The sequence below is a fragment of the Desulfallas sp. Bu1-1 genome, assembly GCF_015594625.1.
Lineage (GTDB): Bacteria > Bacillota > Desulfotomaculia > Desulfotomaculales > Desulfallaceae > JADNRQ01.
Window position 1 is genome coordinate 1 of the sequence record NZ_JADNRQ010000014.1, and the last position, 24,988, is coordinate 24,988.

18 protein-coding genes and 1 pseudogene are annotated in these 24,988 nt (G+C 58.4%); 12 read left to right on the forward strand and 7 right to left on the reverse strand.

Going from position 1 to position 24,988, the window contains the following annotated elements:
* Positions 1–209 precede the first annotated feature (209 nt).
* From IT084_RS12380 to IT084_RS12405, 6 genes are all read left to right on the forward strand, one after another.
* Positions 210–1,268: an ABC transporter permease gene (locus IT084_RS12380; RefSeq protein ID WP_195713213.1), complete on the forward strand. Its 1,059-nt coding sequence runs from the start codon at positions 210–212 to the stop codon at positions 1,266–1,268.
* A 17-nt stretch (positions 1,269–1,285) separates the two neighbouring features.
* Complete coding sequence (locus IT084_RS12385; RefSeq protein ID WP_195713214.1) at positions 1,286–3,040, forward strand: hypothetical protein; 1,755 nt, start codon at positions 1,286–1,288, stop codon at positions 3,038–3,040.
* Positions 3,041–3,330: 290 nt separating this feature from the next.
* Positions 3,331–4,389: a MoxR family ATPase gene (locus tag IT084_RS12390; RefSeq protein WP_243276949.1), complete on the forward strand. Its 1,059-nt coding sequence runs from the start codon at positions 3,331–3,333 to the stop codon at positions 4,387–4,389.
* A 198-nt stretch (positions 4,390–4,587) separates the two neighbouring features.
* Positions 4,588–5,637: a DUF58 domain-containing protein gene (locus tag IT084_RS12395; RefSeq protein ID WP_195713215.1), complete on the forward strand. Its 1,050-nt coding sequence runs from the start codon at positions 4,588–4,590 to the stop codon at positions 5,635–5,637.
* Positions 5,638–5,671: 34 nt separating this feature from the next.
* The gene (locus IT084_RS12400) at positions 5,672–7,516 is read left to right on the forward strand and encodes a BatA and WFA domain-containing protein (RefSeq protein WP_195713216.1); all 1,845 of its coding nucleotides are present in this window, start codon (positions 5,672–5,674) and stop codon (positions 7,514–7,516) included.
* Positions 7,506–10,505 (forward strand): VWA domain-containing protein, encoded by a 3,000-nt coding sequence (locus tag IT084_RS12405; RefSeq protein WP_195713217.1) that lies wholly within the window; start codon positions 7,506–7,508, stop codon positions 10,503–10,505. The genes IT084_RS12400 and IT084_RS12405 overlap by 11 nt, the downstream gene beginning before the upstream one ends.
* An 80-nt stretch (positions 10,506–10,585) precedes the next feature.
* Here IT084_RS12405 and IT084_RS12410 read toward each other — a convergent pair whose 3' ends face one another.
* The 4 genes from IT084_RS12410 to IT084_RS12425 form a co-directional block, all read right to left on the reverse strand.
* On the reverse strand, positions 10,586–11,161 hold the full coding sequence (locus tag IT084_RS12410) for a Uma2 family endonuclease (protein ID WP_195713218.1): 576 nt from the start codon (positions 11,159–11,161) through the stop codon (positions 10,586–10,588).
* A gap of 75 nt (positions 11,162–11,236) precedes the next feature.
* A complete protein-coding gene (locus IT084_RS12415; RefSeq protein ID WP_195713219.1) occupies positions 11,237–12,286 on the reverse strand; it encodes an ABC transporter permease in 1,050 nt (349 codons plus the stop codon).
* The gene (locus IT084_RS12420) at positions 12,258–13,151 is read right to left on the reverse strand and encodes an ABC transporter ATP-binding protein (protein ID WP_313885475.1); all 894 of its coding nucleotides are present in this window, start codon (positions 13,149–13,151) and stop codon (positions 12,258–12,260) included. The genes IT084_RS12415 and IT084_RS12420 overlap by 29 nt, the downstream gene beginning before the upstream one ends.
* Positions 13,152–13,156: 5 nt before the next feature.
* Positions 13,157–13,549, reverse strand: coding sequence for a GntR family transcriptional regulator (locus IT084_RS12425; protein WP_195713221.1), 393 nt, complete (start codon positions 13,547–13,549; stop codon positions 13,157–13,159).
* A 163-nt stretch (positions 13,550–13,712) separates the two neighbouring features.
* Here IT084_RS12425 and sfsA point away from each other — a divergent pair, with 163 nt between their 5' ends.
* The 3 genes from sfsA (at position 13,713) to rlmD (ending at position 16,331) form a co-directional block, all read left to right on the forward strand.
* Positions 13,713–14,420 (forward strand): DNA/RNA nuclease SfsA, encoded by a 708-nt coding sequence (gene sfsA / locus IT084_RS12430; protein WP_195713222.1) that lies wholly within the window; start codon positions 13,713–13,715, stop codon positions 14,418–14,420.
* Between the two features lie 160 nt (positions 14,421–14,580).
* On the forward strand, positions 14,581–14,874 hold the full coding sequence (locus IT084_RS12435; protein ID WP_195713223.1) for a hypothetical protein: 294 nt from the start codon (positions 14,581–14,583) through the stop codon (positions 14,872–14,874).
* Between the two features lie 113 nt (positions 14,875–14,987).
* Complete coding sequence (gene rlmD, locus IT084_RS12440; RefSeq protein WP_195713224.1) at positions 14,988–16,331, forward strand: 23S rRNA (uracil(1939)-C(5))-methyltransferase RlmD; 1,344 nt, start codon at positions 14,988–14,990, stop codon at positions 16,329–16,331.
* A 298-nt stretch (positions 16,332–16,629) separates the two neighbouring features.
* Here rlmD and IT084_RS12445 read toward each other — a convergent pair whose 3' ends face one another.
* Both IT084_RS12445 and IT084_RS12450 read right to left on the reverse strand, forming a co-directional pair.
* Positions 16,630–18,027 carry a radical SAM protein gene (locus tag IT084_RS12445; protein WP_195713225.1) on the reverse strand — a complete coding sequence of 466 codons (1,398 nt, stop codon included), beginning with the start codon at positions 18,025–18,027 and terminating at the stop codon, positions 16,630–16,632.
* Between the two features lie 176 nt (positions 18,028–18,203).
* On the reverse strand, positions 18,204–18,896 hold the full coding sequence (locus tag IT084_RS12450; protein WP_195713226.1) for a LexA family transcriptional regulator: 693 nt from the start codon (positions 18,894–18,896) through the stop codon (positions 18,204–18,206).
* Positions 18,897–19,290: 394 nt separating this feature from the next.
* Here IT084_RS12450 and IT084_RS12455 point away from each other — a divergent pair, with 394 nt between their 5' ends.
* Entirely contained in the window at positions 19,291–23,064 is a 3,774-nt protein-coding gene (locus tag IT084_RS12455) for an SNF2-related protein (protein ID WP_195713227.1), read from the forward strand.
* Between the two features lie 118 nt (positions 23,065–23,182).
* On the opposite strand, the gene IT084_RS12460 is transcribed toward IT084_RS12455, so the two are convergent.
* Positions 23,183–23,695 (reverse strand): DUF1614 domain-containing protein, encoded by a 513-nt coding sequence (locus IT084_RS12460; protein WP_243276950.1) that lies wholly within the window; start codon positions 23,693–23,695, stop codon positions 23,183–23,185.
* Positions 23,696–24,189: 494 nt separating this feature from the next.
* Between IT084_RS12460 and IT084_RS12465 the strand changes: the two genes are divergently transcribed.
* Together IT084_RS12465 and IT084_RS12470 are read left to right on the forward strand one after the other, a co-directional pair.
* The gene (locus IT084_RS12465; RefSeq protein WP_195713229.1) at positions 24,190–24,471 is read left to right on the forward strand and encodes a transcriptional repressor; all 282 of its coding nucleotides are present in this window, start codon (positions 24,190–24,192) and stop codon (positions 24,469–24,471) included.
* A gap of 102 nt (positions 24,472–24,573) precedes the next feature.
* Positions 24,574–24,795: pseudogene (locus tag IT084_RS12470) on the forward strand (FprA family A-type flavoprotein); the annotation flags it as partial.
* Positions 24,796–24,988 lie beyond the last annotated feature (193 nt).

Sequence of the window (24,988 nt, forward strand, 5' to 3'; positions counted from 1 at the left end):
AATAGCCCGTGTTCTGCGCCCCGGCTGTGCAGTTCTCCCGTCCGGGTGGGACTCCCGGGGCCGAGGTCTCCCTGTCGCTATAGCCTGCTCCCGGGGGTAGGCAAACCCAATCCAGAAAGGAGCGAAAACCTGGTCATGGGGAGGCCGGGTTCACAAAAACTAACAGCTTGTTAGGTATTGTGAGCTTTTTTGAACCAGGTGAATGGGATATGTATGCCCGGTCAAGCGGAATAAAGACGGGGTGGAACAATTTCTGGTCCGGGCTGCGCAACGGCCTGGCCCCCATGCTGGGGAAGGAAATGCGGTCCCGCACCAGGGGCTGGCGGTCCCCGGCGCTGCTCACCCTGTACCTCGGCTTGCTCAGCGGGGGCACGGTGGCCTTTCTCTGGCTCAACCTGGAAAAAAGCAGCCAGATTTTCCCCCAGGTGGGACTATCCTTTTACGGTATCCTGGTTTTCGGCCTGGTGCTGCTGCTGGCGTTCATCGCCCCCGCCGTGTCGGCAAGCGCCATCAGCGGCGAGCGGGAACGGCGTACCTACGATTTGCTGCTGGTGACCAGGGCGTCGCTCACCGGCATCGTGCTGGGCAAATGGCTGGCTTCCGTGGCCTACCTGCTGTTCCTGGTGCTGGCGGCGCTGCCCCTGCTGGCCCTGGTTTATCTTTTCGGCGGGGTGCCCCTTTCCTCCATGCTCATGGCGGTGCTCATCTGCATGCTGACCGGGCTTGGTTACGGCGCCCTGGGGTTGTGCCTGTCCGCCCTGCTGAGGCGCAGCCAGGCCGCCACCATCGTTTCGCTGGTGCTGGTATTTCTGTTGATTTTCGGCACGCTGGTGGTGGCCGGTATCAGCGCCGGGGGCAACCCGTACGAGGGACCGCGCCCTTATCCCGGTGAGCCCGGTTTTCAGCCGCCGGGAGTACCCTGGTACGTGTACATGAGCCCGTTGTCCGCTTTGACGGACGCCCTGCCGGGCACCGGTGATATCACCCCGGGGGGCGGCATCCCCCTGATCAGCTCGGTGATGAACGAGTTGATGCGCCAGATCCAACCCGGGTACATGCGGGAATACGCCATGAAGATGGGCTATTCCCGCGGCTATGCCGGACCCGGCGCGGGGACGGAGGAAAAACCCGCCGGTATGGCGGCCTGGCCCTTCTGGGCCCGCTTCGCCCTGAACCAGGCGGTGCTGGCCCTCGCCGCCCTCGTCATTGCGGTGGTGGCCATCGCCCCCCGCAAGCCCTGGCACAGGGGTCGGGCCTTGAATAAGTAATAGCGGGGGATGATCGCGTGTTTAGAACAAGCGGTAAATTAAATCCGGGTGGCGGGCGGGGCCGCTGGCCCGGCCGGGAGCTGGCCCGGGCGCTCCGGCCGCTGGGCGACAGGATCTTCGCCCGTTACTGGGTGGAAAGCCTCCGGCTGGCGTTGTTGTGGGGGCTGGCTGTGTCCTGCGCCGCGCTGGCCTTGTCCTGGTTGTACCCGCTGTACCCGCCCGCCGCCGCGTTATTGGCCGGCGGGGCGGCGGTGCCCGTGGTGGCGGTGCTGCGCTTCCATCGTCGCCCGGACGCGCTGGCGGTGGTGCGCGTGGCGGACTTGCTGGGCGCCGGAGGCGCCGCCGTAACAGCTTACCGGCTGTTGGAAGCCGGCGCGACCGATGCCTGGTCCCGGGCTGCGGCGGCCGGGGGAATCAGCGCCTGCGCCGGGATTAATACGGATCAGCCCGGGGTTTACCCGGTAATCCCCCGGTGGCTTCCCTGGCGGGACGTGGCGCTGCTGGCGGCGCTGCTGTTGGTGATGCTGCTGGTGCCCAACCCGCTGGGTTCCTACTGGGCGAACGTCAAAGAGGAGCGGGAGGCGCTGGCCGCGGCGGCGGCAAAGACTAAAGCCACCGTGGAGCGCGTGCGTAATCTCAAGGTGAACGGAGAAAACGTGCTGCCCGAGCAAGTGAGGAAAGAACTGGCGGGACTGCCCCGCGAGGTAAAAAATGCCGGGGACCGGCGGGAAGCCGCCGACCGGCTGGAGCGGGCCCGCTGGCGGCTGGACGAGGCGCAGGCCGTCACCGGTACTTCGGCGCAGCGTGACTTGAGCCGGCTGGCCGCCGCCTGGGGAAGCATGAACGGGAAAGAGTGGCACAAGCTGGCCGGGGCGTTACAAAAAGGCAGCCGGGATGATATCCAAAAAGCGGTGCGGGATTTGACGGGGGCGCTGCAAAAGGCCGGGGCGGAAGAAAGAAAGCAAATTGCCGGCGTTCTGTTCAGCAGTGCCGCCGCGGTTGACGACCCCGCTTTACGGCGGGCGCTCCAGGAAGCCGCCGGGGCCGCGCTGGGCGGCGGTAACCAGGCGGCCGGTTCGGCCGCGGGCAACGGTGGTTCCGGGCCGGGTGGCGCGGAGATGGCCGCGGCGGCGGATGCGCTGGCCGGGGCGCTGGCGGGCATGGCCGAAGCGGCGGTAGCCGGCAACGCGCTGGGCGGCGCGTCAGCCAGCCTGGCCGCGCTGGCCGGTGGTCTGACCGGCGCCGGTGCAACCGGGGGAACGGCCGTGGCCGTCGGGAGCAGCGGTGGTTCCGGCGCCGGTAATACCTCCGCGGGCGCGGGGAATGGCGCCAATTCAGGCAACGGCAACGCGCCCGGCAGCGACGGCCAGGGCAACGGAGCAAGCGGCGACGGCAACGGCGGGTCCGGCAATTCCGGCGGAAAGGGAAACAACGGCAACAGCGGCACGGGCAACGGCGGCTTGGGCAGCGGCGGACCCGGGGCCGGGCGCACCGGGAGCGGCATGGATATGGTGTACACCCCGTTTTTACCGGACGCCGGCGGCGAGGAAACCCGGGTGCCGGGCCAGGTCCGGCAGGGTGAGCGGGGCAGTGCAATCGGGTTGAACCGGTCCCCCACCACCCTTGGGGCGGTGCGCCCCTATACCGAAGTATACGGTCGTTACCTGGCGGAGGCGCACGATTCATTGAGCCGGGCGCCTCTGCCGCCGGACATGGAAAACCTGGTCTGGCGGTACTTCAACGCCCTGAACCAGGAAGAGGGTGAAAAGTGAACTTCCTCCGGGACAAGCCCGGGGGTTTCATCCGGAAAGTTTCTCATGTCATTGGAACGCTGCCTGTCAAAGTGCAGATCTTACGCTTTCCTTGTGAGCTACATCCCGGCATTTACCGGGAGGCCCGGTCTATAGGTATTTACTTTCATTCTTACGGTACAAGGCCGTAGGTTTTCAGAGGCGGTTTTCGTTAAAAAAATACGAAGGGAGCGAAAGGAACTACCGGAGTACCACATGCAAGTTACGGGTAATCCTTTTCAGGGTTGTTTTGAGATAGGAGAGAGATAGTATTGAAGGAACAAGATGCACCGGTAATAAAAGAGCTGAATGAACCCGCTCCGGCGGTTTCCCAACCGGATCGTGAGGCTGTTGAGGCCGTCGAACGGGCCCTGGGGGACGTCACCCGGCGTTTACGGGAAATGGAGCAAGCTATCGGCGCGATGATCGTGGGGCAAAAAGAAGTTGTCCACCAGGTGCTGGTCGCCATGCTGGCCGGTGGTCACGTGCTGCTGGAGGGTGTGCCGGGCCTGGGCAAAACCGCGCTGGTGCGGGCGGTGGCCGGGGTGACGGGGTTGTCTTTCCGCCGCATCCAGTTCACCCCGGACCTGATGCCGGCGGACATCACCGGCACCCAGGTTTATGATGGGAAGATCGCCGGGGAGCCGTTCCGGTTTGCCCCCGGCCCCGTGTTCGCCAATATTCTGCTGGCGGACGAGATCAACCGGGCCACTCCCAAAACCCAAAGCGCCTTGCTGGAGGCCATGCAGGAGCGGACCGTGACCGTGGGGGGGACCAGCTACCCGCTGCCCAGGCCGTTTTTCGTGCTGGCCACCCAGAACCCGCTGGAAATGGAGGGCACCTATCCCTTGCCCGAGGCCCAGCTGGACCGCTTTTTGTTTAAAGTCAACGTGGACTTCCCCTCGCCGGAGGAACTGCTGGCCATCGGCGCACTGACCACCGGGGCCGAAGAGCCCGGCGTTAAAACGATCCTGCAGCCCGGCGAAATTGAATACTGGCAGGGGCTGGTACGCCGGGTGGTTGTGGTCAAGGACATCATGGATTACGCCGTGCGCCTGGTGCTGGCCACCCGCCCGGAAACTGCGGAGGCCATCCCCGGGGTGCGCCGGTTTGTCCGTTACGGTTCCGGCCCGCGGGGATTGCAGGCTTTACTGCTCGGCGCCCGGGCCGAAGCGCTGCGCGCGGGGCGCCCCGGTGCGGGCTATGAGGACGTGCGCAAGGTGGCCCGGGCGGCCCTGCGGCACCGCCTGATCCTGAACTTCGAGGCCGCCGCCGAGGGAATCACCCCGGACGACCTCATCGAAGAACTCCTCTCAGGGGTCAGGCCTTGAATAACTGTATTAACTATATAATCAAGATATTAAGATAAGCTTTAAGGCAACCAATTTGAGCCGTCAAATGCGGGACATATAATTGCGCTTGCGGTTGTTGGCATCCATTATTGTTGGAGCCGGGGCATTTGAAGGTTTTACAAGTATAACAGTAGCCGTGCCGAGTTGGATAAAAGCCTTACTGGAAGGTGACGCCAGGTGGATAAAAATTACCTGTTGGACCCCGGCCTGCTGGGGCGGTTGGAAAGATACAGGCTGGCGCGGCACCGTCCCGTACCGGACGGTCACGCCGGCCCAAGGCGCTCGCCCCGGAAGGGCGGTGGGGTGGAGTTTTCCGATTTTCGAGAATACACGGCGGGGGACGAGCTCCGGCGGGTCGACTGGAAGGCCTACGCCCGGCTGGGCCGGCTCTACGTGAAGGAATACCGGGACGAGCGGCAGGACTCGGTTCTTTTTATTATTGACACCAGCGCTTCCATGGACTGGGGCGGCGGGGACGAGCACAAGGGGCGCTGCGCCCTGCGCATTGCCGCCGGCCTGGGCGCCTGTGCCCTGATTGGAAACGACCGTCTGGCCGTGGTGGCCGGTTCCGGACCCGCGACGTCAAACGATATTGCCGGTGCCGGCGAAGAGGGAGGCACGGGGGATAACCTGGTTCGGGATTTTTCCGGCATACCGGAGGAATCCGGCAATGTTCACGAAAGCGCGGGTTCACGTGGTGACTTGCAGCTGGGAAAAAACACCCGTATGCGTGTATTTCCTTCCCGGGATGGAAGAAGGTATTTGCCCTTGCTATGGAGCTGGCTGGCGGAAGCCGCTTTCGGTGGAGGCACCGATCTGGCGGGATGCCTGCGGGCTGGACTTGCCGCCATGCCCGGCGCTGCAAACCTTTACGTTTTTTCCGACCTGCTGGATCCCCGGGGGGTGGAGGAAATGCTGCGCCAGGCGGCCGGCCGGGGATTGGCCGTCACCCTGCTGCAGGTGCTGGCGCCCGGCGAACTCCAGCCGCCGGGTGAGGGAGAGTGGACAATGGTGGATATGGAAACGGGGGAGCAGGTTGAAGTATCCCTCACCCCGGCGGCGCTGCAGGATTACGGCAGGCGCCTGGCGGGCTTTTTTGATGCGCTGGATCATAGCTGCCGGCGCTGGGGTGCCCGGCGGGTATTGATTGATAGCGGGCAACCGCTGCCCGAAATCCTTTTGCGCAACCTGCCCGCAAAGGGAGTGCTGACAATTACGGGAGGATAACCTTATTCAAGGCCTGACCCCGGAGGTGGGTGGAGTGGCGTTTAATCATCCCTGGTTGTTCTGGCTGGCGCTGACCCTGCCGGCCATACTGGCTTTATACATACTGCGGCCACGGCGCAGGCAAACCTTGATCCCCAGCACGATGCTGTGGCGGCCGGTGGCCGCCGACCTGGAGGCCAGTCGCCCCTGGCAGCGCCTGCAGTCCCGCCTGTTGCTATGGCTGCAACTGCTGGCGGCGGCGCTGCTGGTGCTGGCGGCCACCGGGCCGGTTTGGCTCGCCCCGGTTTCCTCCCGCAGTGCCATTGTGCTGCTGGACACCTCCGCCAGCATGCGGGCGGCCGAAGGGAACGGCACCCGGTTCGACCGGGCCCGGGCCGAGGTGGTGTCGCTGGCCGAGGGATTGCGGGGCGACGCCTCCATCACGGTGATTGCCTTTGACCGCGAGCCCCGGGTCCTGGTACGGGACGGCACGGACCCCGGTGAAGTGCGCCGGGCGCTGGAGAAAATCACTCCCTCCGCCTGTGCCGCCGACCCGGGCCCCGCTTTTTCGCTGGTCCGGGCCCTGGTGGAGCAGTACGACAACCCCCGGGTGGTGCTCGTGAGCGACGGGGGTTTTGAGCCGCCGGGCGACGCCGCCGTGGCGTTTGATTTTATCCCGGTGGGCGAGGGAGACGCCAGCGTGGCCATCGCGGCCCTGAACCTGCGCCCCGGGGATTCCGGGCAGGCTGCCCAGGTTATGGTGGTGAACCACGGCTCCCGCCCGGCATCGGGCACCGTCTCCCTGGCGACGGGGAATTACCCCGCGGGCAGCCGGAAATGGAAGCTCGGTCCGGGACAGGCTGAATACCTGCTGTGGCCCGATTTGCCCCGGGGCGTTACCGTGGCGGCGGAGCTGAAGCCGGATAACCCCGCCATGGACCTTCTGGAGCTGGACAACCGGGCCTGGGCGGTTCCGGCCAACCAAACCAAGCGCAGGGTTTTACTGGTTTCCAGCGGCAATCTATTTCTGGAGCGCGTGTTGACCTTAATGCCCCGAACGGAAGTTTACCTGGCCGACAGAGCGCGCTACGAGCTATTGTTGCAGGGCGCCTACCCGTACGACATTACCGTGCTGGACGGCCTGGCCGGGCCGGTGCCGCCCGGGGCCGCCCTGCTGGTCGATCCCCCGGCGGGCTCACCGGTGCCGGGGCTTACCATAGGCGCCGCCGTGGACCGGGTCCGGCCGGTGCCGCAGCCCGGCAGCCCGCTTTTGAAGTACGTGGACCTGGGCGGGACAAACATCAGGGACGCCCGGGCAATCCGGGCCGGCGCGGGTTGGACTGCGGACATCGTTTCGGGCAAGCACGTGCTGTTTGCCCACGGTGAAGCGGAGGGGCGGCGTATGGCCGTGTGGTCCGTAGACCTGCACCGTTCGGATCTGCCGCTGCGCCCCGCCTTCCCCGTATTGATGCAGAATACGCTGGACTGGCTGCTGCCCCCGGGGTTGGGGGTGCCGCAGCGCGTGCGGCCTGGCGACGAGGTGAAAATATTGCCCCCGCCCCGGGCCACGGGTATGACGGTGGAAAGCGACAACGGCGCGGCGTGGGAGCTGGCCCCGCCCTTTCCGCCCTCCCCCTGGACCCCCGGTGAACCCGGCTTGTACCGGCTGATTGCGTACCGGGAAGGCGGGAGCTCGGTGTACGAAATAGCGGTAAACGGTTATCACGCGGCGGAGGCCGACCTGCGGGTGCGCGACCCGCGCCGTCCCGAAGCCCCGCCGGGATCAGGGGAACAGGCGGGACGCGGGTCCGGGCGGGCGCTGCCCCTGGCCCGGTGGCTGGCTATGGCTGCCCTGCTGGTGATTATTGCGGAATGGGGGGTGACCAGTCGTGGGCGTTAGTTTTACCGATCCACTTTGGTGGTTGATCCTGCCCGCGCTGGGGCTGCTGGCCTGGTACCTCAGGCTGCCCTGGTTGCGCCTGGCCGGTTCGGCGATCCAGAAACGACGGGAGCGCAGGCGGCTTTATACCCGGCTGGCGCTGCTGGCGCTGCTGGTGGCGGCGCTGACCGGCCCCGGCCTGGTCAGCCTGATCCACCGGCAAGCGGTGGTGCTGGCCCTGGACAAATCGGCCAGCGTGGGCCCCGCCCTAAGCGAAGGGGAGCGGTGGATCAGGGAGACGCTGGCGGTCAAGCCCGGTGACGCCACGGTGGGTGTGGTCTCATTCGGCCGGCAAGCCCTGGTGGAGGAACCGCCCGGCAAGCGGCCCGATTTCTACCGCGCCGCCACCGACCCGGGCGAAGAGGCCAGTAACATCGGCGAGGCGCTGCGTTTCGCCCGGGCCATTATGCCCGGGGACGCCAGGCAGAGGGTGGTGCTGCTTACCGACGGCCGCGATACAGGTAACGGTGCCGTGGCCGCGGCCAGGGCGCTGCGCGCCGAAGGGGTGCGGGTGGACGTGGTGCCGGTGGGAACCGGCGCCGGCGCCGACATCCGGCTGGATGCCATGCACGTAGCCCCCCGGGCCCGGGTCGGGGAAAACACCGTGGTCGAGACGGTAATCCGTTCGGACGTTGCCGCCGCGGCCAGGCTTTTCCTGGAACGGGACGGTGAGCTGCTGGCCGCCCGGGATGTAAACCTGCGGCCGGGAGAAAACCGGCTGGCCATGCCGGTTCCCGCGGGCGATGCCGGTATGCACCGCTACCGGGTCCGGGTTATGACCGAAAGTCGCGCTATCGACGCCTTTGCCGCCAATAACGAGGCCGGGGGCGTCCAGGAGGTGGCCGGCCCGCCCCGGGTGCTGGTGCTGGCGCAGCGCGCCGGTGAAGCCCGGGCGCTGGTGGAGGCGCTGCACGCCTCCGGGCGGGTTGAGGTGGATGTGAAGGAACCGGGCGCGGCGCCCCGGGGCCTTACCGGCTGGGCCCGCTACCAGGCGGTTTTCCTGGTTAACGTGCCCGCCTTCAGCCTGGGCGAAGGGGTGATGCGCGAGCTGGAGACCTACGTGCGGGACGCCGGCGGCGGGCTGGTCATGACCGGCGGGCCGGACTCCTACGGGCCCGGCGGTTACGCCGGCACGCCGGTGGAGCGCGCCCTGCCCGTGCACATGGATATCAAGGGGCGGGGGGAACTGCCCTCGCTGGGCCTGGTGCTGGTGATCGACAAGTCGGGCAGCATGGATGCGCCGGCCGGTGGCGCCGCAAAGATCGCCCTGGCCCGGGAGGCCGCCGCCCGCAGTATTACGGTGTTGACCGAGCGGGACCGCGTGGGCGTGCTGGCCTTTGACAGCCTGCCCTGGTGGGTGGTGCCCCCGGGTCCGGTGGAGAACAAGGAGCACCTGCGCCGGCAGATCGGGAGCATCCAGGCCGGCGGCGGCACGGAAATTTACCCGCCGCTGCTCGCGGCCTACCAGGCTTTGCGGGACCTGCCCACCCGGGTGAAGCACATTATTTTGCTTACCGACGGTATCTCGGCCAGCGGCGGCGACTACCAGGCGCTGCTGGCCGACATGAGGTCGGCCGGGATTACGTTGAGCACGGTGGCCGTGGGTGCCGAGGCCGACGGCGGGATGCTGCGGGCTTTGTCCGAGCTGGGCCGGGGCCGTTTTTACGCCACGGCCGACGCGGATAGCATCCCGTCCATCTTTACCAAGGAGACCCTCATGGCCACCCGTAGTTTTGCGGTGAACGAGCGTTTTTATCCCCGGGTGGCGACAGCCGGCATACTGCTGAGGGGCATTGAGGCGGTGCCCCCCCTGGACGGGTACATTGCGGTTTCTCCCAAAGACCTGGCGGAAACCCTGCTGGTATCGCCCCGGGGCGACCCCGTGCTGGCGGCCTGGCAGTACGGGCTGGGCCGCGCGGTAGCCTGGACGCCCGACACGGGCGGGCGCTGGAGCGCCGCCTGGTCCACCGGAGATATTTTCCCGCGCTTGTGGGGGAACGTGCTCTCCTGGATTCTCCCCGCGGACAATTCCGGCGCGCTGCAGGTGCGGGCCGAAGTGGTTTCCTCCGGCACCACCGCGGGCGGGCAATTGTTGCAAATTGACGTGGAAGACTCGGGAAACTGGCGGGAGGTGCGCCATTTAAGCGCCCTGGTTACGGGACCGGACGGCGGTACCCGGGAGGTGCCGCTTGAGCCCGCCGGGCCGGGTCGTTACGAAGCCCGTCATGCAGTGGACAAACCGGGCGCCTACCTGGTCACCGTTACCGGGACGGGCAAAGACAATGGCCAGGTGCTGGGCCGCGGTGGCGCGGTGGCGCCCTACCCGCCGGAATACCGGGAAACCGGCGTGGACATGGACGCCCTTGAGGCCATCGCCAGGGCCGGGGGCGGCACCGTGTTGGAACAGCCCAAGCAAGCCTTTGCCGATAACCTGCCCCCGGTGCGGGCCCGGCGGGATTTAACCGCCGCTCTGCTGGCCCTGGCCGCGCTGCTCTGGCTGGGGGACGTGGCGGGGCGCCGCCTTGCGCTGGGGCAGGAGGAACGGGCCGTGCTGCGGCGTTTCGGGCTGCGGCTGCGGCAGCGGCTAATGCCCGGGCGAGCCCGGGATGGCGGGCAGCCCGCCTGGACCGGTGATACGCTGTCCCGGGTGCGGGATCTGCGCCGCCGCCGGGTTGCCGGGCCCGAAGGCGCGGCGGGCGGGGAAAAAGAGGGCGACCTTTCCAAGGCACCATTCGCCACATCCTCCGTTGCAAGTTACCGGACCCGGCCATCCCGGAGTGACTCGGCCGGGCCCGGAGCGGCGGCGCCGGGCCACGATGAAACCGCCCCCGGCCGGGCCGCCGGGCCGGAAAAAGCAACGGGGCAAGCCGGGCCGGGCGAAAATGCAAAAACCAGGCCGCGGGATACGGCGTCCCGCTTGTTGGACGCCAAGCGCCGCGGGTTTAAATAGTAACACCAGTATAGGATAAACAAAAGAGGGGGAGGCCATGTAAATGGTTTCCCCCTCCTACTCGATCCCAACGCCACCACTTAATTTTTACCGGGAGTTAACCCTGTAAAAACATCCATTAAATTAATATTTAAGCCCTGCAAAAGCGGGGAGGATAAAGTTTCCTTTTGGTTATATGTGCCGGCAATTTGCCAGTATTTTTCGCCGGGGGTAAGTATCTCGACCACCATACTATCGGGGTCGACAATCCAATATTCTTTTACTCCGTGGGTAAAATACAATCTGCTTTTTTCCACACGATCACGACTTGCTGTTGAGGGGGAAAGTATTTCTATAATTAAATCGGGTGCGCCGTCAACATGTTGTTCTTTAATAATGTCCAGGCGATCTTTTGCAATAAAAAATATGTCCGGTTGGGGTTTATCTTTTTCGGTTAGTAAAACATCGACGGGTGCATACATTACTTCGCCCAGTTTATTGCTTAGTACAAATTCCGAAATAATGCGGTACAATCTACCACTTATTCGCTGGTGGTATGTTTTAGGCGCTGGAACCAATATCAATTCACCCCCAATTAGCTCATACTGGTTATCGCCCTTTATCATAAGGTAGTCGTCGTATGTGTATAAACGGGTGATAGTTTCTGTTTGCACCATTAAAAACCCCCTTCCTTTAAAGTAACTATAACAGATGTATTATTATATTGGTAGTATTTTGGAGTACCGGTCACCCTAAACCGTTTTCCGCCATTTAATGAGGTAATGAACGGCAAACCAGAAAGAAACCGCCAGTAGTAAGTAAATAATGACGCCCGGGGCGGCACCTGTATGCCCGCTGTGGGGGAAAAACAACCGCATTGCCAGTGGCCCTCCGAGCAGGGTAAAACAAAGAGCCGTACCAAGTTTAAAGAACCACTCAAACTGCTCGAACACCAGCACTTCCCCGTTTTTCTCCAGGTGATTTTTGTTGAACAAATACTGGGTCAGCTGGTACAGGCCGCCGGTCAGAACCAGCAAAACCCCGTAAACCAGCGGCAGGTTTTGCTCGAGAAGAACATCATCCTGCATAATGTAGGTGGGCACGGTGAGCAAAAGGACAATATCGGTGTTCAAAAAAAGCGCGTGTCTGAACATTATGTTCCAGTAATTCAAATTAAACATGATTAATAAGGATAGACCCAGTGGAAAGTACAAAAATATCATTGCCAGTAACCCGTTGCCGAACGTTGTGCCGCTGATGCTGGAAATCGCCATGGTAAAAGAAAACACGAATCCCAAAACCAGTATGTTTCTTAACGCCCAGGCCCAGATGTCCGCGGCGTGAAAGGGGAATTCAATGCCGGGAACGGTCCATAACAGCAGGGTCATGATTAAAGCGTTGAGGCCAAAGATGGCCGCAATTTGCGTCCAGCCGTACATAAATTTATTGTAGATAATTTCGCGCCGGGAATAGGGCATGGCCAGCAGAAAATTAAAGGAGTTCAGGTCCCGCTCCCGGCCCAGCATGGTGGCCGCCAGCATGATGGTGATGAGAACCGAACCAAAACCGGCGCTCGCCTCGTTAAAAGATAGCAAGCGGGCGATATCATACATGCCGTAAAAGGTGTCCGCCATCTGGTGGTTGTTCATTCTTTGCCAGTCCAGATAGGTCAATATTTCCTTGATCAGCTTAAAGCTGGCGCCAAAGGTGATGTAACCGAAAAACGCGGCGGCCATTACCCAGCTGTTTTTGGATTCCTTCCAGAGCAGGGTCTTATTGGGCAATAGTTTGTTCCAACCCATAACCCATCCCTCCCATCCGGTAAATAAAGATGTCTTCCAGAGACATATCAATGGTTTCCAAAAGCAGGGGCCGGTACCGTTCAAGTTCTGCCATTACTCCACCGGGATTTTCCCGCACCACGATAGTATATACCCGGCCCCGCCGCTCAACTTTGAGAATGTTCGCTTGTTTGAGGAACTCTTCGGGCAGCGGCTCGTTCACGGCCACCTGGATTTTACGTACATTTTGCTTCATTTCTTCCAGACTTTCGTTAAACAACACCCGGCCGTTATGGATGATGCCGATCCGGTCGCAGATCCTTTCCAACTCATTAAGATTGTGGGTGGATATCAGGATGGTGGTCTGGCGATGGGCCACCTCGTCCACTAATATGTTTAACAACTGCCGGCGCAGCACGGGATCCAGCCCGGAGGTCGGTTCGTCCAACACCAGTACCGCCGGCGCGATGGACAGGTTCAACAGCACGGCCAGCCGGGTGCGCATGCCTTTGGACAGGTGTCTGACCCTTTTACCTTCCGGTAGTGGAAATAAATGCCAAAGCTCCTGAAACCGCTTTTCATCCCAGTTGACGTAGGTATTCCGGTAAAACTTGATCATATCCCGGACCTTGAAATGGGGGTAAAAGCCTTGATCATCGGCCACATAGCCAACGCGGGCTTTGATCCCGGGGTTCCGGTGCACGTCGTGGCCGTCGATGAGCACCCGTCCCCGGTCGGGCAGCAATATGCCCATGATGGTTTTAATCAGCGTTGTTTTGCCTGCACCGTTCGGCCCCACAAGGCCGAAGACGCTACCCGGTTGCACCTCGAAATCGATATTGTCAAGCGCCGGGTATTCCCCGAAGGTTTTGGTTAAGTGCTCCACCCGGATCAATTTTGCCCCTCCTTTATGTTTAATTCTTCCAGCAGTCGGGTTACCAGTTGGAGAATCTCCCCGTGTTTCATCCCCAGGTAATGGGCTTCCACCAAAATGTTTCTCAGGTTTTCTTTTAAAACGGTCAGTTTTTCCTTGTCTACGCTGGGTTTATAATTCAAGCTGACAAATGTGCCCTTGCCCCGCAGCGTTTCAATCACTTTTTGTCTTTCCAGCTCCTGGTAGGACTTTTGGATGGTATTGGGGTTGATCGTCAATTGTACCGAAAGTTCCCGCACGGACGGCAGTTTATCTCCCGGTTGTAAAATTCCTTTCAGGATGGCTTCCTTGATTTCCTGGACCAGTTGCTGGTAAATGGGCGTACTGCTGCGCTGGTCTATTTTAAACACCGCATCACCTCCCGGGATGTATTAGGTGTACTACATCAACTAATACACATATAGCATATCACAAACTTCAGGCTATGTCTATCATAATTTATTTGCCGGTAAGGGATTGTTTTTGGCTTGACTTGCCGGGTCAAAAGTTTTATTTTGGGGTGGAAAGCGGGGGGTGGAGAGATTGTGCCGGCTGCCGTTGCCGAAAAACCTGGTGAAGGCCCGGTTTGTGGATCGCAAGAACAGGTTTGTGGCCCTGGTCAATGTGGACGGCAGGGATGCCCTTGCCCACGTGCCCAGTTCGGGCCGGATGCGGGAACTGCTGGTACCCGGCGCCGCAGTTTACCTTGCCCCGTCCGGGGGGCCGGGGCGACGGACGGAGTTTTCGCTGCTGCTGGTGGATTACGGTGGAATCCTGGTATCGGTGGATTCCCTGCTCCCCAACCGGCTGCTGGACCACGCCTTCCGGCAGGGGGCGCTGCCCGGTTTTGAAAGATATACGGGCGTGCGGCGGGAGTTTCCTTACCGGGAGGGGCGGGTGGATTTTTTGCTCACCGGTAACAGAGAGCAATGCCTGGTGGAAGTAAAATCAGTGACCCTGGTGGAACAAGGGGAGGCGCGCTTCCCCGACGCACCCTCGCTGCGCGGGGCCAGGCACCTGGATGAGCTGGCGCTGGCCCGGCGCGAGGGATACCGGGCGGCGGTGATTTTTGTGGTGCAGCGGCAGGACGGCATTTACTTCACCCCCAACGACGGCACTGACCCCCGTTTCGGCCGGTCCCTGCGCCGGGCCAGCGGCGCAGGGGTGGAGATTTACGCCCTGGGGTGCCGGGTGGGGCTGAAGGATGTTGAAATTTATGGTGGCATACCTGTATTATTGTAGTCGAAATTCTCATCCTTTCCATAAGATTTATCGCTTGAATTCTATGAACTAAATGAATATCCGGTAGGGTGCTGTTTTTGACATTTGGGAAGTAAATAGGCTAAATTTTTAGATAATTAGCATACAATAGAGCTAAGACTATCCAAACGGGGTGTTTGAATTGATCAGAGACTTCTTGGATCGGGTGGAAAAAGAAGTAACGAGCCGGGATTACCGGGTTACCGGTATTGAGCTGGTTTGTTGCAACGAAAAGCGCAACAGGGTGCACTTGGTGGTTTCCGTAGCCCGGGGAGAGAGGCAGGAGATAAGGTTGCCGGTGTCGATTTCCATGGAAAACGTTCAGGCGGGCAACCTGTACCGGGCGGCGGGGTTAATTCTCCAGGCGGTGGATCTTGGCACGTGGGGCCCGCGTGATTTCAAACGGGTGCGGGATTCACTTTCGATAACGGCATAATACTTTTCACGGGGTCAGGCCTTTCCTAATTTCTTAACTCCATTATTTATATATATAAATTTTATAGTTAATATAGTTAAGACAGGCCTGACCCCAGAAACGAGGTGTTCCTAATGCTGGAGGACAAGCAGGTTATAGTTGAAATTACGGGCATCAATCATGACGGTGAGGGCGTGGGCCGGGTGGGGGGCGCCGTGGTATTCGTGCCCGGCACCGTCCCCGGGGAGCGGGTGGCGGTTCAAATCAGCGAATTGCGGCGGAACTACGCCCGCGGTGTGCTGCTGCAAATTCTCACCCCCTCGCAGCACAGGGAAGAACCAGCCTGTGGCTTATCGGCGCAATGTGGCGGCTGTAGTTTACAACACGTGGCTTACAAGGAGCAGTTGAGGCTGAAGACCGAACTGGTCAGGCAAAATTTGGCCCGCATCGGGGGTGTAGCCGGGGCGAACGTGCGGGAAATGATCGGCATGGAAGATCCCCGGCATTACCGCAATAACGTGCGTTTCAAGGTGCGCCGGCATTCCGGTGGAGTGGCCCTGGGGTTTTTTGCCCCGGAGTCGCACCGGCTGGTGGCCGGTATGGAAAATGACGGCGGGGATTTATGCCTGCTGGCCCACCGGGAACTTAACCGAGTTGCGACGGCGGTGCGGGAAATACTTGAAAACAGCCCGGCAGGCGTGGACCTGCCCGCGGAAGTCATGCTGCGACGGGGCGGCACCGGTGAAATCATGGTCGTGCTGGTGGGAAATAAGGGTGAGGCAAGGGGTTTTAATCATTTGGGCCTCCGTATTGCCGGCATCCCCCGGGTGGTGTCGGTAATGGCACTCACGCGCGCGGGTGGAAAAAAGCCGGGCGGCAGATATAAAGTGCTGGCCGGCAGGGATTACATCCTGGACGAACTGGACGGGTTGGTATTCCGGATTTCCGCGGCGTCATTCTACCAGGTCAACCCCCGGCAAACCGGGGTGCTTTACCGTCAGGCCCTGGAGTACTGCGCCCTGCGGGGCGGCGAGGAAGTTGCCGACGCCTACTGCGGGGTGGGCACCATCACCCTGTACGTCGCCCGTTACGCCGGTGCGGTGCGGGGATATGAGGTCGTGCCCCGGGCGGTGGAGGACGCCCGGGCCAACGCCGCCCTCAACGGGGCGAATAATGTCCGGTTTTTCCGGGGCGCGGTGGAACGGGTGCTGCCGGAACACGTTGCCGTGGGCTACCGCCCGGACGTGGTGCTGCTGGACCCGCCCCGCGCCGGCTGCCGTCCCGAAGTGCTGGACGCTGTGGCCAGAAGCGGGGCCCGGCGGGTGGTTTACGTGTCGTGCAACCCGGCCACCCTGGCCCGGGATATCGGCCGCCTGGCCCGATTGGGGTACGAATTACAGGAGGTGCAACCGGTGGATATGTTCCCCCATACCAGCCATTGTGAGGTCGTCGCGAGGATTGAGAGGGTGAAAGGCTGATAATTTTTATGGGATTTGCCCAAGATGCCGGGAAAGGGACGGAAGCAAAAACCAGTAAGTTCATAAAATTAAGGGCTGAGCCTATTTATCTAATAGACTCGGCCCTTATCCATCTCGCAGGATATTTTCTCAAATCTGTTGATTAAATATTAAAGTATGCTGTTTTTACCTGTTTTTCCTGCGGAATAAGATATTTTTAAGTGATTTCCACATCTTTTTAATGCTATTCATTAATTTCACCTCCTTGCTGGCACGGGCTATTTTTTCAAGTTCGACGTTAGTGCCCGTTGTAATTGGATTATTCGCATTTCCGGCATGCGCTTTGTGCCTGGTGCCCGCTCCTGCGTTTCTCCCAAATGGCATTGCAAACGGCTGCCCAATTTTTTGCCTTCCGGTCCAGGGATTCTGCTACAAGCCCTTCCAGCACCGTTTCGGCTCCCGGGTGAGTGGGACGGGCCCCCGACTCGGCCACGATTGCCCGCAGCGCATCCGGATTGTCGATAACCGGGCAGGGCCGCAGGTGATTTTCACAGAAGGGCTGGCGCTTTTGAAAGGAGGCGAATAAAGGTGACCGCAGGACTTCCAGCAGGGTCTTGTCCTTGATGTTGTCGACGGCGAAGTGGACGAAGGCGCAGGGCTCCACGTCTCCGGCGGCGTTGATGTGGAAATACCGCCGCCCGCCGGCGATGCAGCCGCCGGTCATTTCACCGTCGTTCCAGAAGTCGGCCAGCATGATCGGTTTGTGGGTGCGGATGTAAGGAATGCGCTCGGCCAGGTAGGCCCGCTGTTCCGGTGTCACCATCAGTTCCGGATCTGGATCCCGCCCGATGGGAATATAGTGAAAGAACCAGCCGTAAGTAACTCCTTTGTCGACCAGGAAGTCGATAAAGTCGTCGCTGGTGACTTCCATTACATTATCCCGGGTAACGGTAATCGACACCCCGAATATGACTCCCCTTTCCTTCAACAAGTCCATAGCACCTATTACTTTGTCAAAGGTGCCGGCGCCGCGGCGGGCGTCGGTGCGTTCCCGCCGGCCTTCCAGGCTGATGGCGGGTGACAGGTTCCCCACCTCCACGATTTTACCGGCCGCCTCCTCGTTGATTAGCGTGCCGTTGGTATAAACCATGAACGCCATGTCGCTGTGCTTACCGGCCAGTTCGAACAGGCGCGGGTAAACGAACGGCTCCCCGCCGGACATGACCGCCCAGTAAATGCCCAGTTCCTTGGCTTCGGTAAAGAGACGGTCCAACCTTTCGAAACTAAGCGAATTCTTTTTCGCGTACTTGCCGGCCCAGCAGCCCTCGCAAGCCAGGTTACAGGCGCCGGTCGGATCCACAAGGAAGAAGTTTGGTACATGTACCCCGTGTTTTTGCGACATCTGCGTCTGTTTTGGAATGCCGAAAATCATGGCGTTGATGAACCAGTTATAGATCAGGCGGTGCTTGATGTTGGGATGTGTCGCGACGAACAGCCGGTTGACGAAAGTCCGGATGGCCGGGTTTTGCCGGTAGGCCAGGGCTACCTGCTCCACCTGTTCCTTGTGTTCCTTCTTAATGGCAAGCAATTTTACCAGGTTGAGAATTTTCGGCAAGTTTACTTCGGGGTCTTTTTCGAGGTAGCCCAGAGCCTGGCGGAGGACCTGTTCCTTTACAAAGTTTTTGGCGAAGTCGAGATTTGCCGTTTTCCACTGCATTCCTCTGATACCTCCATATTAGTATAATTTTCTCTTCCTTTTGTGGTTGTTAAAGAAAAATTATATGCAGGGTCACCTCCCTGACGCGAGTTTAGTAAAGATGCACCCACATATCTTTGGGGTTTACCAATAAAACACAAAACGCCAAAAAGACCAAACTACTGCCCAAAAAAATTTTATATTGACCGTTCTAAAGCATCACTCAAAAATTTTACCAGCAATTTATTTTCTTTGGCGCTAAATTCAGAGATATATTTTTGGAGCCGGCCCACTTCATCGGCCAGCCGGCCGTTTATGACGTCATGCATATTTTTGACCGTTGCTCCCAGCACCGTGCCCGCGAACAGGCTCAGGATCAGTTCGGGCCTGAGGGCCGGCTGCAGCAGATTTTTTATCATTTTTACGGCTTTTGCACCCAGGTTTTGAACGTAAACAATCAATACGGCTATTATATATGTGCTGATTATTATCGGCGCCTCGGTGGCCGGCATCTCTTTCAGGAGGTCATCGATAATTTTTTTCGAGCCGTGCTTTTTAACATCTTCAAATATTTCGAGAAGTTTTTCCCGGGCAGCGTGCCATTCTTCCATGTGGTCGATTTCTTCTTTTTCTCTCAGGAATAATTCCCCGGCTTTTGGGGTTGGAAGAAATAGAAGAACCGAACGTCCCGAGTACCTTTCTTCACGGCTTACGGAATATTCGCTGCGCAAATAACCTTCTTTCTCCAGTTCCTTTAAGATATCGTATGCTGTCCACTTGCTGACCCCCAGCGCTTCGGCTACGGTGATATAATGTACGGGTGTACCGGTATTTTCGTATATTTTTTTAATCTTGTGTAAAAATTCTTTTCTTCGCCGGGTCAAAGTCATCTATCTCACTCCGGTTATAAATATTGCCCCAAAAGACCCAAAAATCTATGCATATAATAACCCGGTTTATAGAAACCTGTCAAGTGGGATTTACGGGTGCGTTGGGGACATTCCTCCGAAGGAGGTGTGTCCCCTTTCCGCCCCCGGTTCCGGTGTTCCATGCGGGTATTGGACCAATACGCGACAGGATTGACCGAAATATCGTCGAAGTAAATAATACAGTTTTAATAAATAAGTTACTATTCACCAAAACATTAGACTGCTGTGGTATTGTACATAAGCGAACTGCTTGCGTAGTAGCGGTAACAGCACCCGGCGAGCTTTGGGTAACCGGGTAGCGGAGCGAAACCAGCAGCCCACTGACAGGCTTTGATCTATCCAGGAGGGGGTTAAGATGGCAAGGAGTAGAAAATACGGCAAGACCTGGTGGGGCAATGCCTGGGTCGAAGCAATGGAAAGAATAGACCATAACACTAATCGCCTGCCCCGGGGGAGAAGTTATGCCAACGGCGGCAGGGTGAGTGAGATTAGTATAGACGTGTCGGGAAGAGTGCGGGCCAGGGTGAGAGGCACCCGCCCTACTCCGTACAAAATCGAGATCAAGCTTAAGGAATTTTCACGACAGGAAAGGGAAACTGCCGGAGCCATAGTATCCGGGGACCCGGCCCTGGCTGCCGAACTGTCTATGGGCCGGCTTCCTGAAAAAATCCTGCAGCTTTTGGAGAAAAATAATATTTACCTTTTACCGAAAACTTGGAGTGACATAACCGCCCACTGTTCCTGCCCGGACTGGGCCAACCCGTGCAAGCACCTGGCGGCGGTTTATTATATCATCGCCAACGAAATCGACAAGGACCCGTTAATCTTGTTCAAATTGCGTAATGTCGAGGCCCGGGAACTGATGCAGGAGGCAGGTTTTATCAATCGGGAGCCGGCGGCCGAACCCGCTTCCGCCCCGGCTGAAATGATGGCCGCCGGCGCGCCTGTTTTTGTGCCTTATCAAGAAGTTATTCCTTCCTGGCCGAAAAGCGGGGCAGCGGCGCAAAACACGGAACAGGCAGCACAGGCGGCGGGGGAAATACCTGTCGACTTAAGTGCCTTGGCTGACAGCAGGGAGAGCGAATCCATATTCGCTCTTCTGGACGACGCGCCCCTTTTTTACCCCGGTGGAGACTTTAAGACCCTGTTCTTAAAGGCTTATAAAAACATATCCAATTCCATGGCCAACCTTGAGCTGCTGGTGGAAAACCGCTTTTCCTTCAAGGATATGGCCTTTACCCTCATTTACCCTTCTACCGCTGAACTGAAAAAATTTTTGCTTGAAAACCACGGGAAGCAGCAGTTCCGGCAGGCAATTTCCGTTTTTACTACCTTGCTGCCTACTGCCGGAGAGGGAAAGATTGACCCCGCCTTTCAGTTTTCCCCGGCCGGGGAGGAAAAAATGTTGGATCTGCCCCTGGCGGCAGGTGAGAAAATAATCTTAAAAAGAAAAAAGGGCCTGCTGCTGCCGATGGGGGCTGTTTTAGATCTGTTCCTTTCCCTTCCCTTCAAACTGCCCGTTAACCGGACATCCCCCTGGGCGGATTTTTTAAGCGCGGCCACTGCAGTTGCCCAGGCGCTGGCCAGGTCGTTATCTTTTATACCGGTTTTGAGAAACTTGGATGCAGATAAGGCCGACACCGGCGGGTGGGGTAATTTTTATGTTGTTTACCGGCCTATGGACCGGTTCGGAAAATTGCGGCAGGTGGTGGAGTATCTCGCTTCAATAATGCCACCCGGCATGATCTTTTGCCGGAAGGAAAAGGGGATTCTGGACGGTCCCGCAGCCGTGGAGGAATTTCTTACTTTGGTCCTAACCCACCTGGTCAATCGCTTTGCCGGGGTTAAACCGGATGCCGGTGATAAAACGGCCAGGGCTTTTTTCTGCGGGGAGCCTTACTTGGTGGAAAAATTCGAAGAAGAACAAACAGCCAAAGCCATATCCGACTGGCTGGGCTGGCTCAACCTGCACCCCGCCGAAATTGCTCCGGTGCTTAAAATAGGATTGCCCCGCTCCGGCAGGGAAAAATTCACCCTTAAAGTGTATATCGAGAATAAAAATGACCCGCTGGCACCGGTGCTGCCGTTGAAAGAAGCGTTTTCCAACCAAGGGGAGCTGTACTCTTTGCCTGTTGCATATGTCCGCCGGGAAGTGGCCCGCCAATTGACCATTGCCGGGGAGCATATTCCCATCCTGAAAAAGCTTTTAAGCCATAAGGGAAATAAACAGGCCAACCTTTCCCCGTCCGCCCTGGCCGAGTTTGTCACCGGGGGACAACAGGTATGTTCCCTGCTGGGAATCAGGGTGATGATCCCCAAAGAATTGAAGCAAATGGCCGTACCCCGGCTGGCGCTGGCGGCCAGGAAGACGCAGGGTGATGAAAAATCCGTCTCCTATTTCAATTTGGATGAGATGCTGGAATTTGCCTGGCAGGTGTCCCTGGGTGATGTTACCATGACCGGGGAAGAATTTCGCCGGCTGGCGGAGTCTGCATCGGGTGTGGTGAAATTCAAGGAGCAGTACCTGCTCCTGAAACCGGAAGAAGTTGAAGGTATTTTAGCCAAACTGCGCAGCCCGGCGCCGCGCCTTTCCTCAATGGAGGTGCTGAGGGCCGCGGTTACCGGTGAGGCGGCGGGGGCGGTTTTCAACCCTGACCGGTTGTTGCGGCAACTGGTGGACGACCTGGGTGCGCCGGGGGAAGTCCTTTTGCCGGCGGGCTTGCAGGCCAACCTGCGCCCCTACCAGCAAAGGGGCTTTAAGTGGCTGTATCATCATGTCGTCAGGGGGCTGGGGTCCTGCCTGGCCGACGACATGGGCCTGGGCAAGACGCTCCAGGTGATCGCCGTGCTCTTAAAGCTAAAGGAAGAAGGGAGGCTTGTCAGGCCCGCCCTGGTGGTGTGCCCGACCACCCTCATCGGCAACTGGGTCAAAGAATGCAGCAAATTTGCTCCCTCACTGAAGGTGGCCGTCTACCACGGCAGCGGCCGCAGGTTGAACATCAAAGGCGTGGACCTGGTTATTACCTCTTATGGCGTCCTGCGCCGGGAAAGAGCTAAATTTCAAAGAAGTAAATGGGGTCTGGTGGTCGTTGACGAGGCCCAGAACATCAAAAACCCGGATAGTGATCAGACCAGGGCGGTTAAGTCCCTGGAGGCCGGGAGCCGTATCGCCCTAAGCGGCACCCCGGTGGAAAACAGGCTGATGGAGCTGTGGAGCATTTTTGACTTTATCAACACCGGTTATCTGGGCGGGCAAAAGGATTTTGTCGGCAACTACGCCCTCCCGATAGAGAAATACAGGGACAGGGAGAAAATCGACCGGCTGAAAAAAGCCACCGCTCCTTTCCTGCTGCGCAGACTTAAAAGCGACCGGTCTATTATCAAGGACTTGCCCCCCAAGGTGGTTAAGGAAGAAAACTGTTATTTAAGCAAGGAACAGGCGGCCCTGTACCAGCAGGTGCTGGAACAGGTGATGGGTGAGATAGAACAAAGCGAGGGCATCACCCGCAAAGGCCTGGTCTTTAAGTTGATGACCTCGCTCAAACAAATCTGCAACCACCCGGTGCAATATAGTAAAAAGGGTAAGGTTACCAGGGAACATTCAGGCAAGGCCGATAAAACGCTGGCCCTGCTGGAACAGATTGCAGCTGCCGGGGAAAAGGCCCTGCTTTTCACCCAGTACAGGGAAATGGGCGAACTGCTGGTGGAACTGATCCGGGAGGAGCTGCAGGTGGAGGCCCTTTTCTTCCACGGCGGTGTTCCCCGGCAAAAGCGGGACGCAATGGTGGAAAAATTCCAGGGGGACCAAGATGCCGCGCCAGTTATGGTGGTTTCCCTCAAAGCCGGAGGCACGGGGCTGAATTTAACGGCGGCCACCCACGTGATCCACTACGACCTCTGGTGGAACCCTGCCGTGGAAGACCAGGCCACCGATAGAACCTACAGGATCGGCCAGACCAGGACGGTGCTGGTGCACCGCCTGATCAGCCTGGGTACCTTTGAAGAAAAAATCAATGCCATGATGGCAGCCAAGAGGGAACTGGCCGAGCTGGTGGTTGCCGCGGGCGAAAGCAGCCTCAGCGAGCTTTCCAATGCGGAACTGAGGGAACTGTTCAGGTTGGAAAGCTGAAGACCGGCCGGCAGCTTATGTCATTGCCCAGCATACCCACCCCATGCCGGCAGAGGTCTTGGACCTGGCGGCGGTAAACCGGGTTATGCATATACCCCATCATCTACCCTTAAACCGTTTACGCAAGCAAAGCGGCTACCACTCCAACCAGGAAAATGCCGTCAAATACTCCGGCCCCGCCGATACTCAGGGCGTGGGTGCCCAACTCCCTGAACCGGGGGTAATTCAACAGGTCCGCGCCGATAAGGGTGCCCCAGACCCCGGAAATGTAAGCAACCGGGGCGGCGTTTTCCCCGGCAAGGATCAGCGCTGAAGCGGCGGCTACCAGCGGGGGGATAAAGGCCGGCAGGGTTATGCCCACTCCCCGTACCGGGCGCGCCAGAGCCTTTGCCACCGCGGCCACGACGGCTGTGGCAATGAGCGCCGGCAGAAAAGGCGCGCGCCCCAAAAGGTAAAGGCTGAAAATCACCGGGATTACAGCGCCGCCCACATTCACTGCAATGACCTGCTCCTGTACCCGTGGCGGGTAGTAAAAGAAAAATGGTAAGGAAAAGTGCTGTTGCTTGATAAGATATCTTTTTCGTACCGGGATGTTTATCACGCTGCCGATAATGGACAGGCTAAAAAGCAAAACCGCTCCCTCCGGTGATAACCCGAGCTTGGTAAAAGAGAAGGCGGCCACCTGGAAAAAAAGGATGAAAATGAAAAAAGGTAAAAGGAGTATAAGGAAAACGAGCCACATCAATGGCATAAGCAAACCTCCGTTTGATAATAAAAATTACTAATCGTCTAACATTATTTTATCATATCTCGGCATAATGCACCCACCTCTAAAGAGGGTGATGAATGCCAGCCACCTCGAGAAACAATACCTGATGGTGGGCAATGATGTGGAAAAGGACATCCTACCCGCCGCCGCTGCAGCATGACCAACTGCATTGTCCTTGACCCCTTTTCCTAGGACAGCATTGAAACGAGGCAGTATTTTTTACAAAAACAAATGATGCATATGCAGCTTTAAGGAAAATGCTGAAGCCTGGCAAGAAGAAGTTAAAGAGCGTGAAGCATGGGATCTAGAAATGAGGATGTCCATTGGGATGAAGATCAAAACCCCAGTACCCTTCATTGTCCCTTGCGACGGTATACAATACCCTTGAAGTATTGGCTAGAGCAGGGGAATTGCAAGAGATAAGGATAAAGGCAGATAAAAGGCATTTTGATCCGAACCCTGCCCCCCATGGCCATTTTTTATGCCGGATTTGCGGATCCATTTATGATTTGGATGCCGCTCCTTTGGAAATAGAAACTCCATTTAACATAAAGGGCTATCTGGTGGAAGAATATACACTTTATTTTTATGGGATTTGCCCAAGATGCAGGGAAAGGGACGGAAGCAAAAACCAGTGAGTCACTAAATAGAAGTAAGTGCAATTACCAGGGAGTGGTTAAAATGTAGGTTCTGATAATTTCAGGAAAAATAGTTTCAAAAAAAGTATTTTTGGAAGGGTGATCGCAACAAGACCTGTTGAAATCAAACCGAACATCTATTGGGTTGGCGGTATTGACTGGGATTTGCGTTATTTTCACGGCTACCTGACGCCCAGGGGAACCACCTATAACGCTTATTTGATTGTGGATGACAAAATTGCGCTGGTCGATACCGTAAAACACTACCTTTTGGACGAGATGCTTGAACGCATTAAAGTTATCGTGGACCCCGCAAAAATTGATTGACTCGCCGGTCAGCTATATTCCGGAAGAAAAACTGCTCCTGCCCAAAGAGGTTTTAAATTTTTCCAGGGAGATGGCCAGTAAGGTGACTGACCCGAAGTAAAAAGGGTTTTTGAACTCCTGTCGGACGAGGAGGAAAAACATTACAACGTTTTTGAAAAAATGATGCTGGAAATGAAAACATGCGGCCCGC

Bases quoted from the DNA above. Each gene is read 5' to 3' on its own strand.
- IT084_RS12380 (WP_195713213.1), top strand. From the start codon at position 210: ATGTATGCCCGGTCAAGCGGAATAAAGACGGGGTGGAACAATTTCTGG.
- IT084_RS12410 (WP_195713218.1), bottom strand. From the start codon at position 11,161: ATGGTGCAAACAGAAACTATCACCCGTTTATACACATACGACGACTAC.
- IT084_RS12415 (WP_195713219.1), bottom strand. From the start codon at position 12,286: ATGGGTTGGAACAAACTATTGCCCAATAAGACCCTGCTCTGGAAGGAA.
- rlmD (WP_195713224.1), top strand. From the start codon at position 14,988: ATGCTGGAGGACAAGCAGGTTATAGTTGAAATTACGGGCATCAATCAT.
- IT084_RS12445 (WP_195713225.1), bottom strand. From the start codon at position 18,027: ATGCAGTGGAAAACGGCAAATCTCGACTTCGCCAAAAACTTTGTAAAG.
- IT084_RS12450 (WP_195713226.1), bottom strand. From the start codon at position 18,896: ATGACTTTGACCCGGCGAAGAAAAGAATTTTTACACAAGATTAAAAAA.
- IT084_RS12455 (WP_195713227.1), top strand. From the start codon at position 19,291: ATGGCAAGGAGTAGAAAATACGGCAAGACCTGGTGGGGCAATGCCTGG.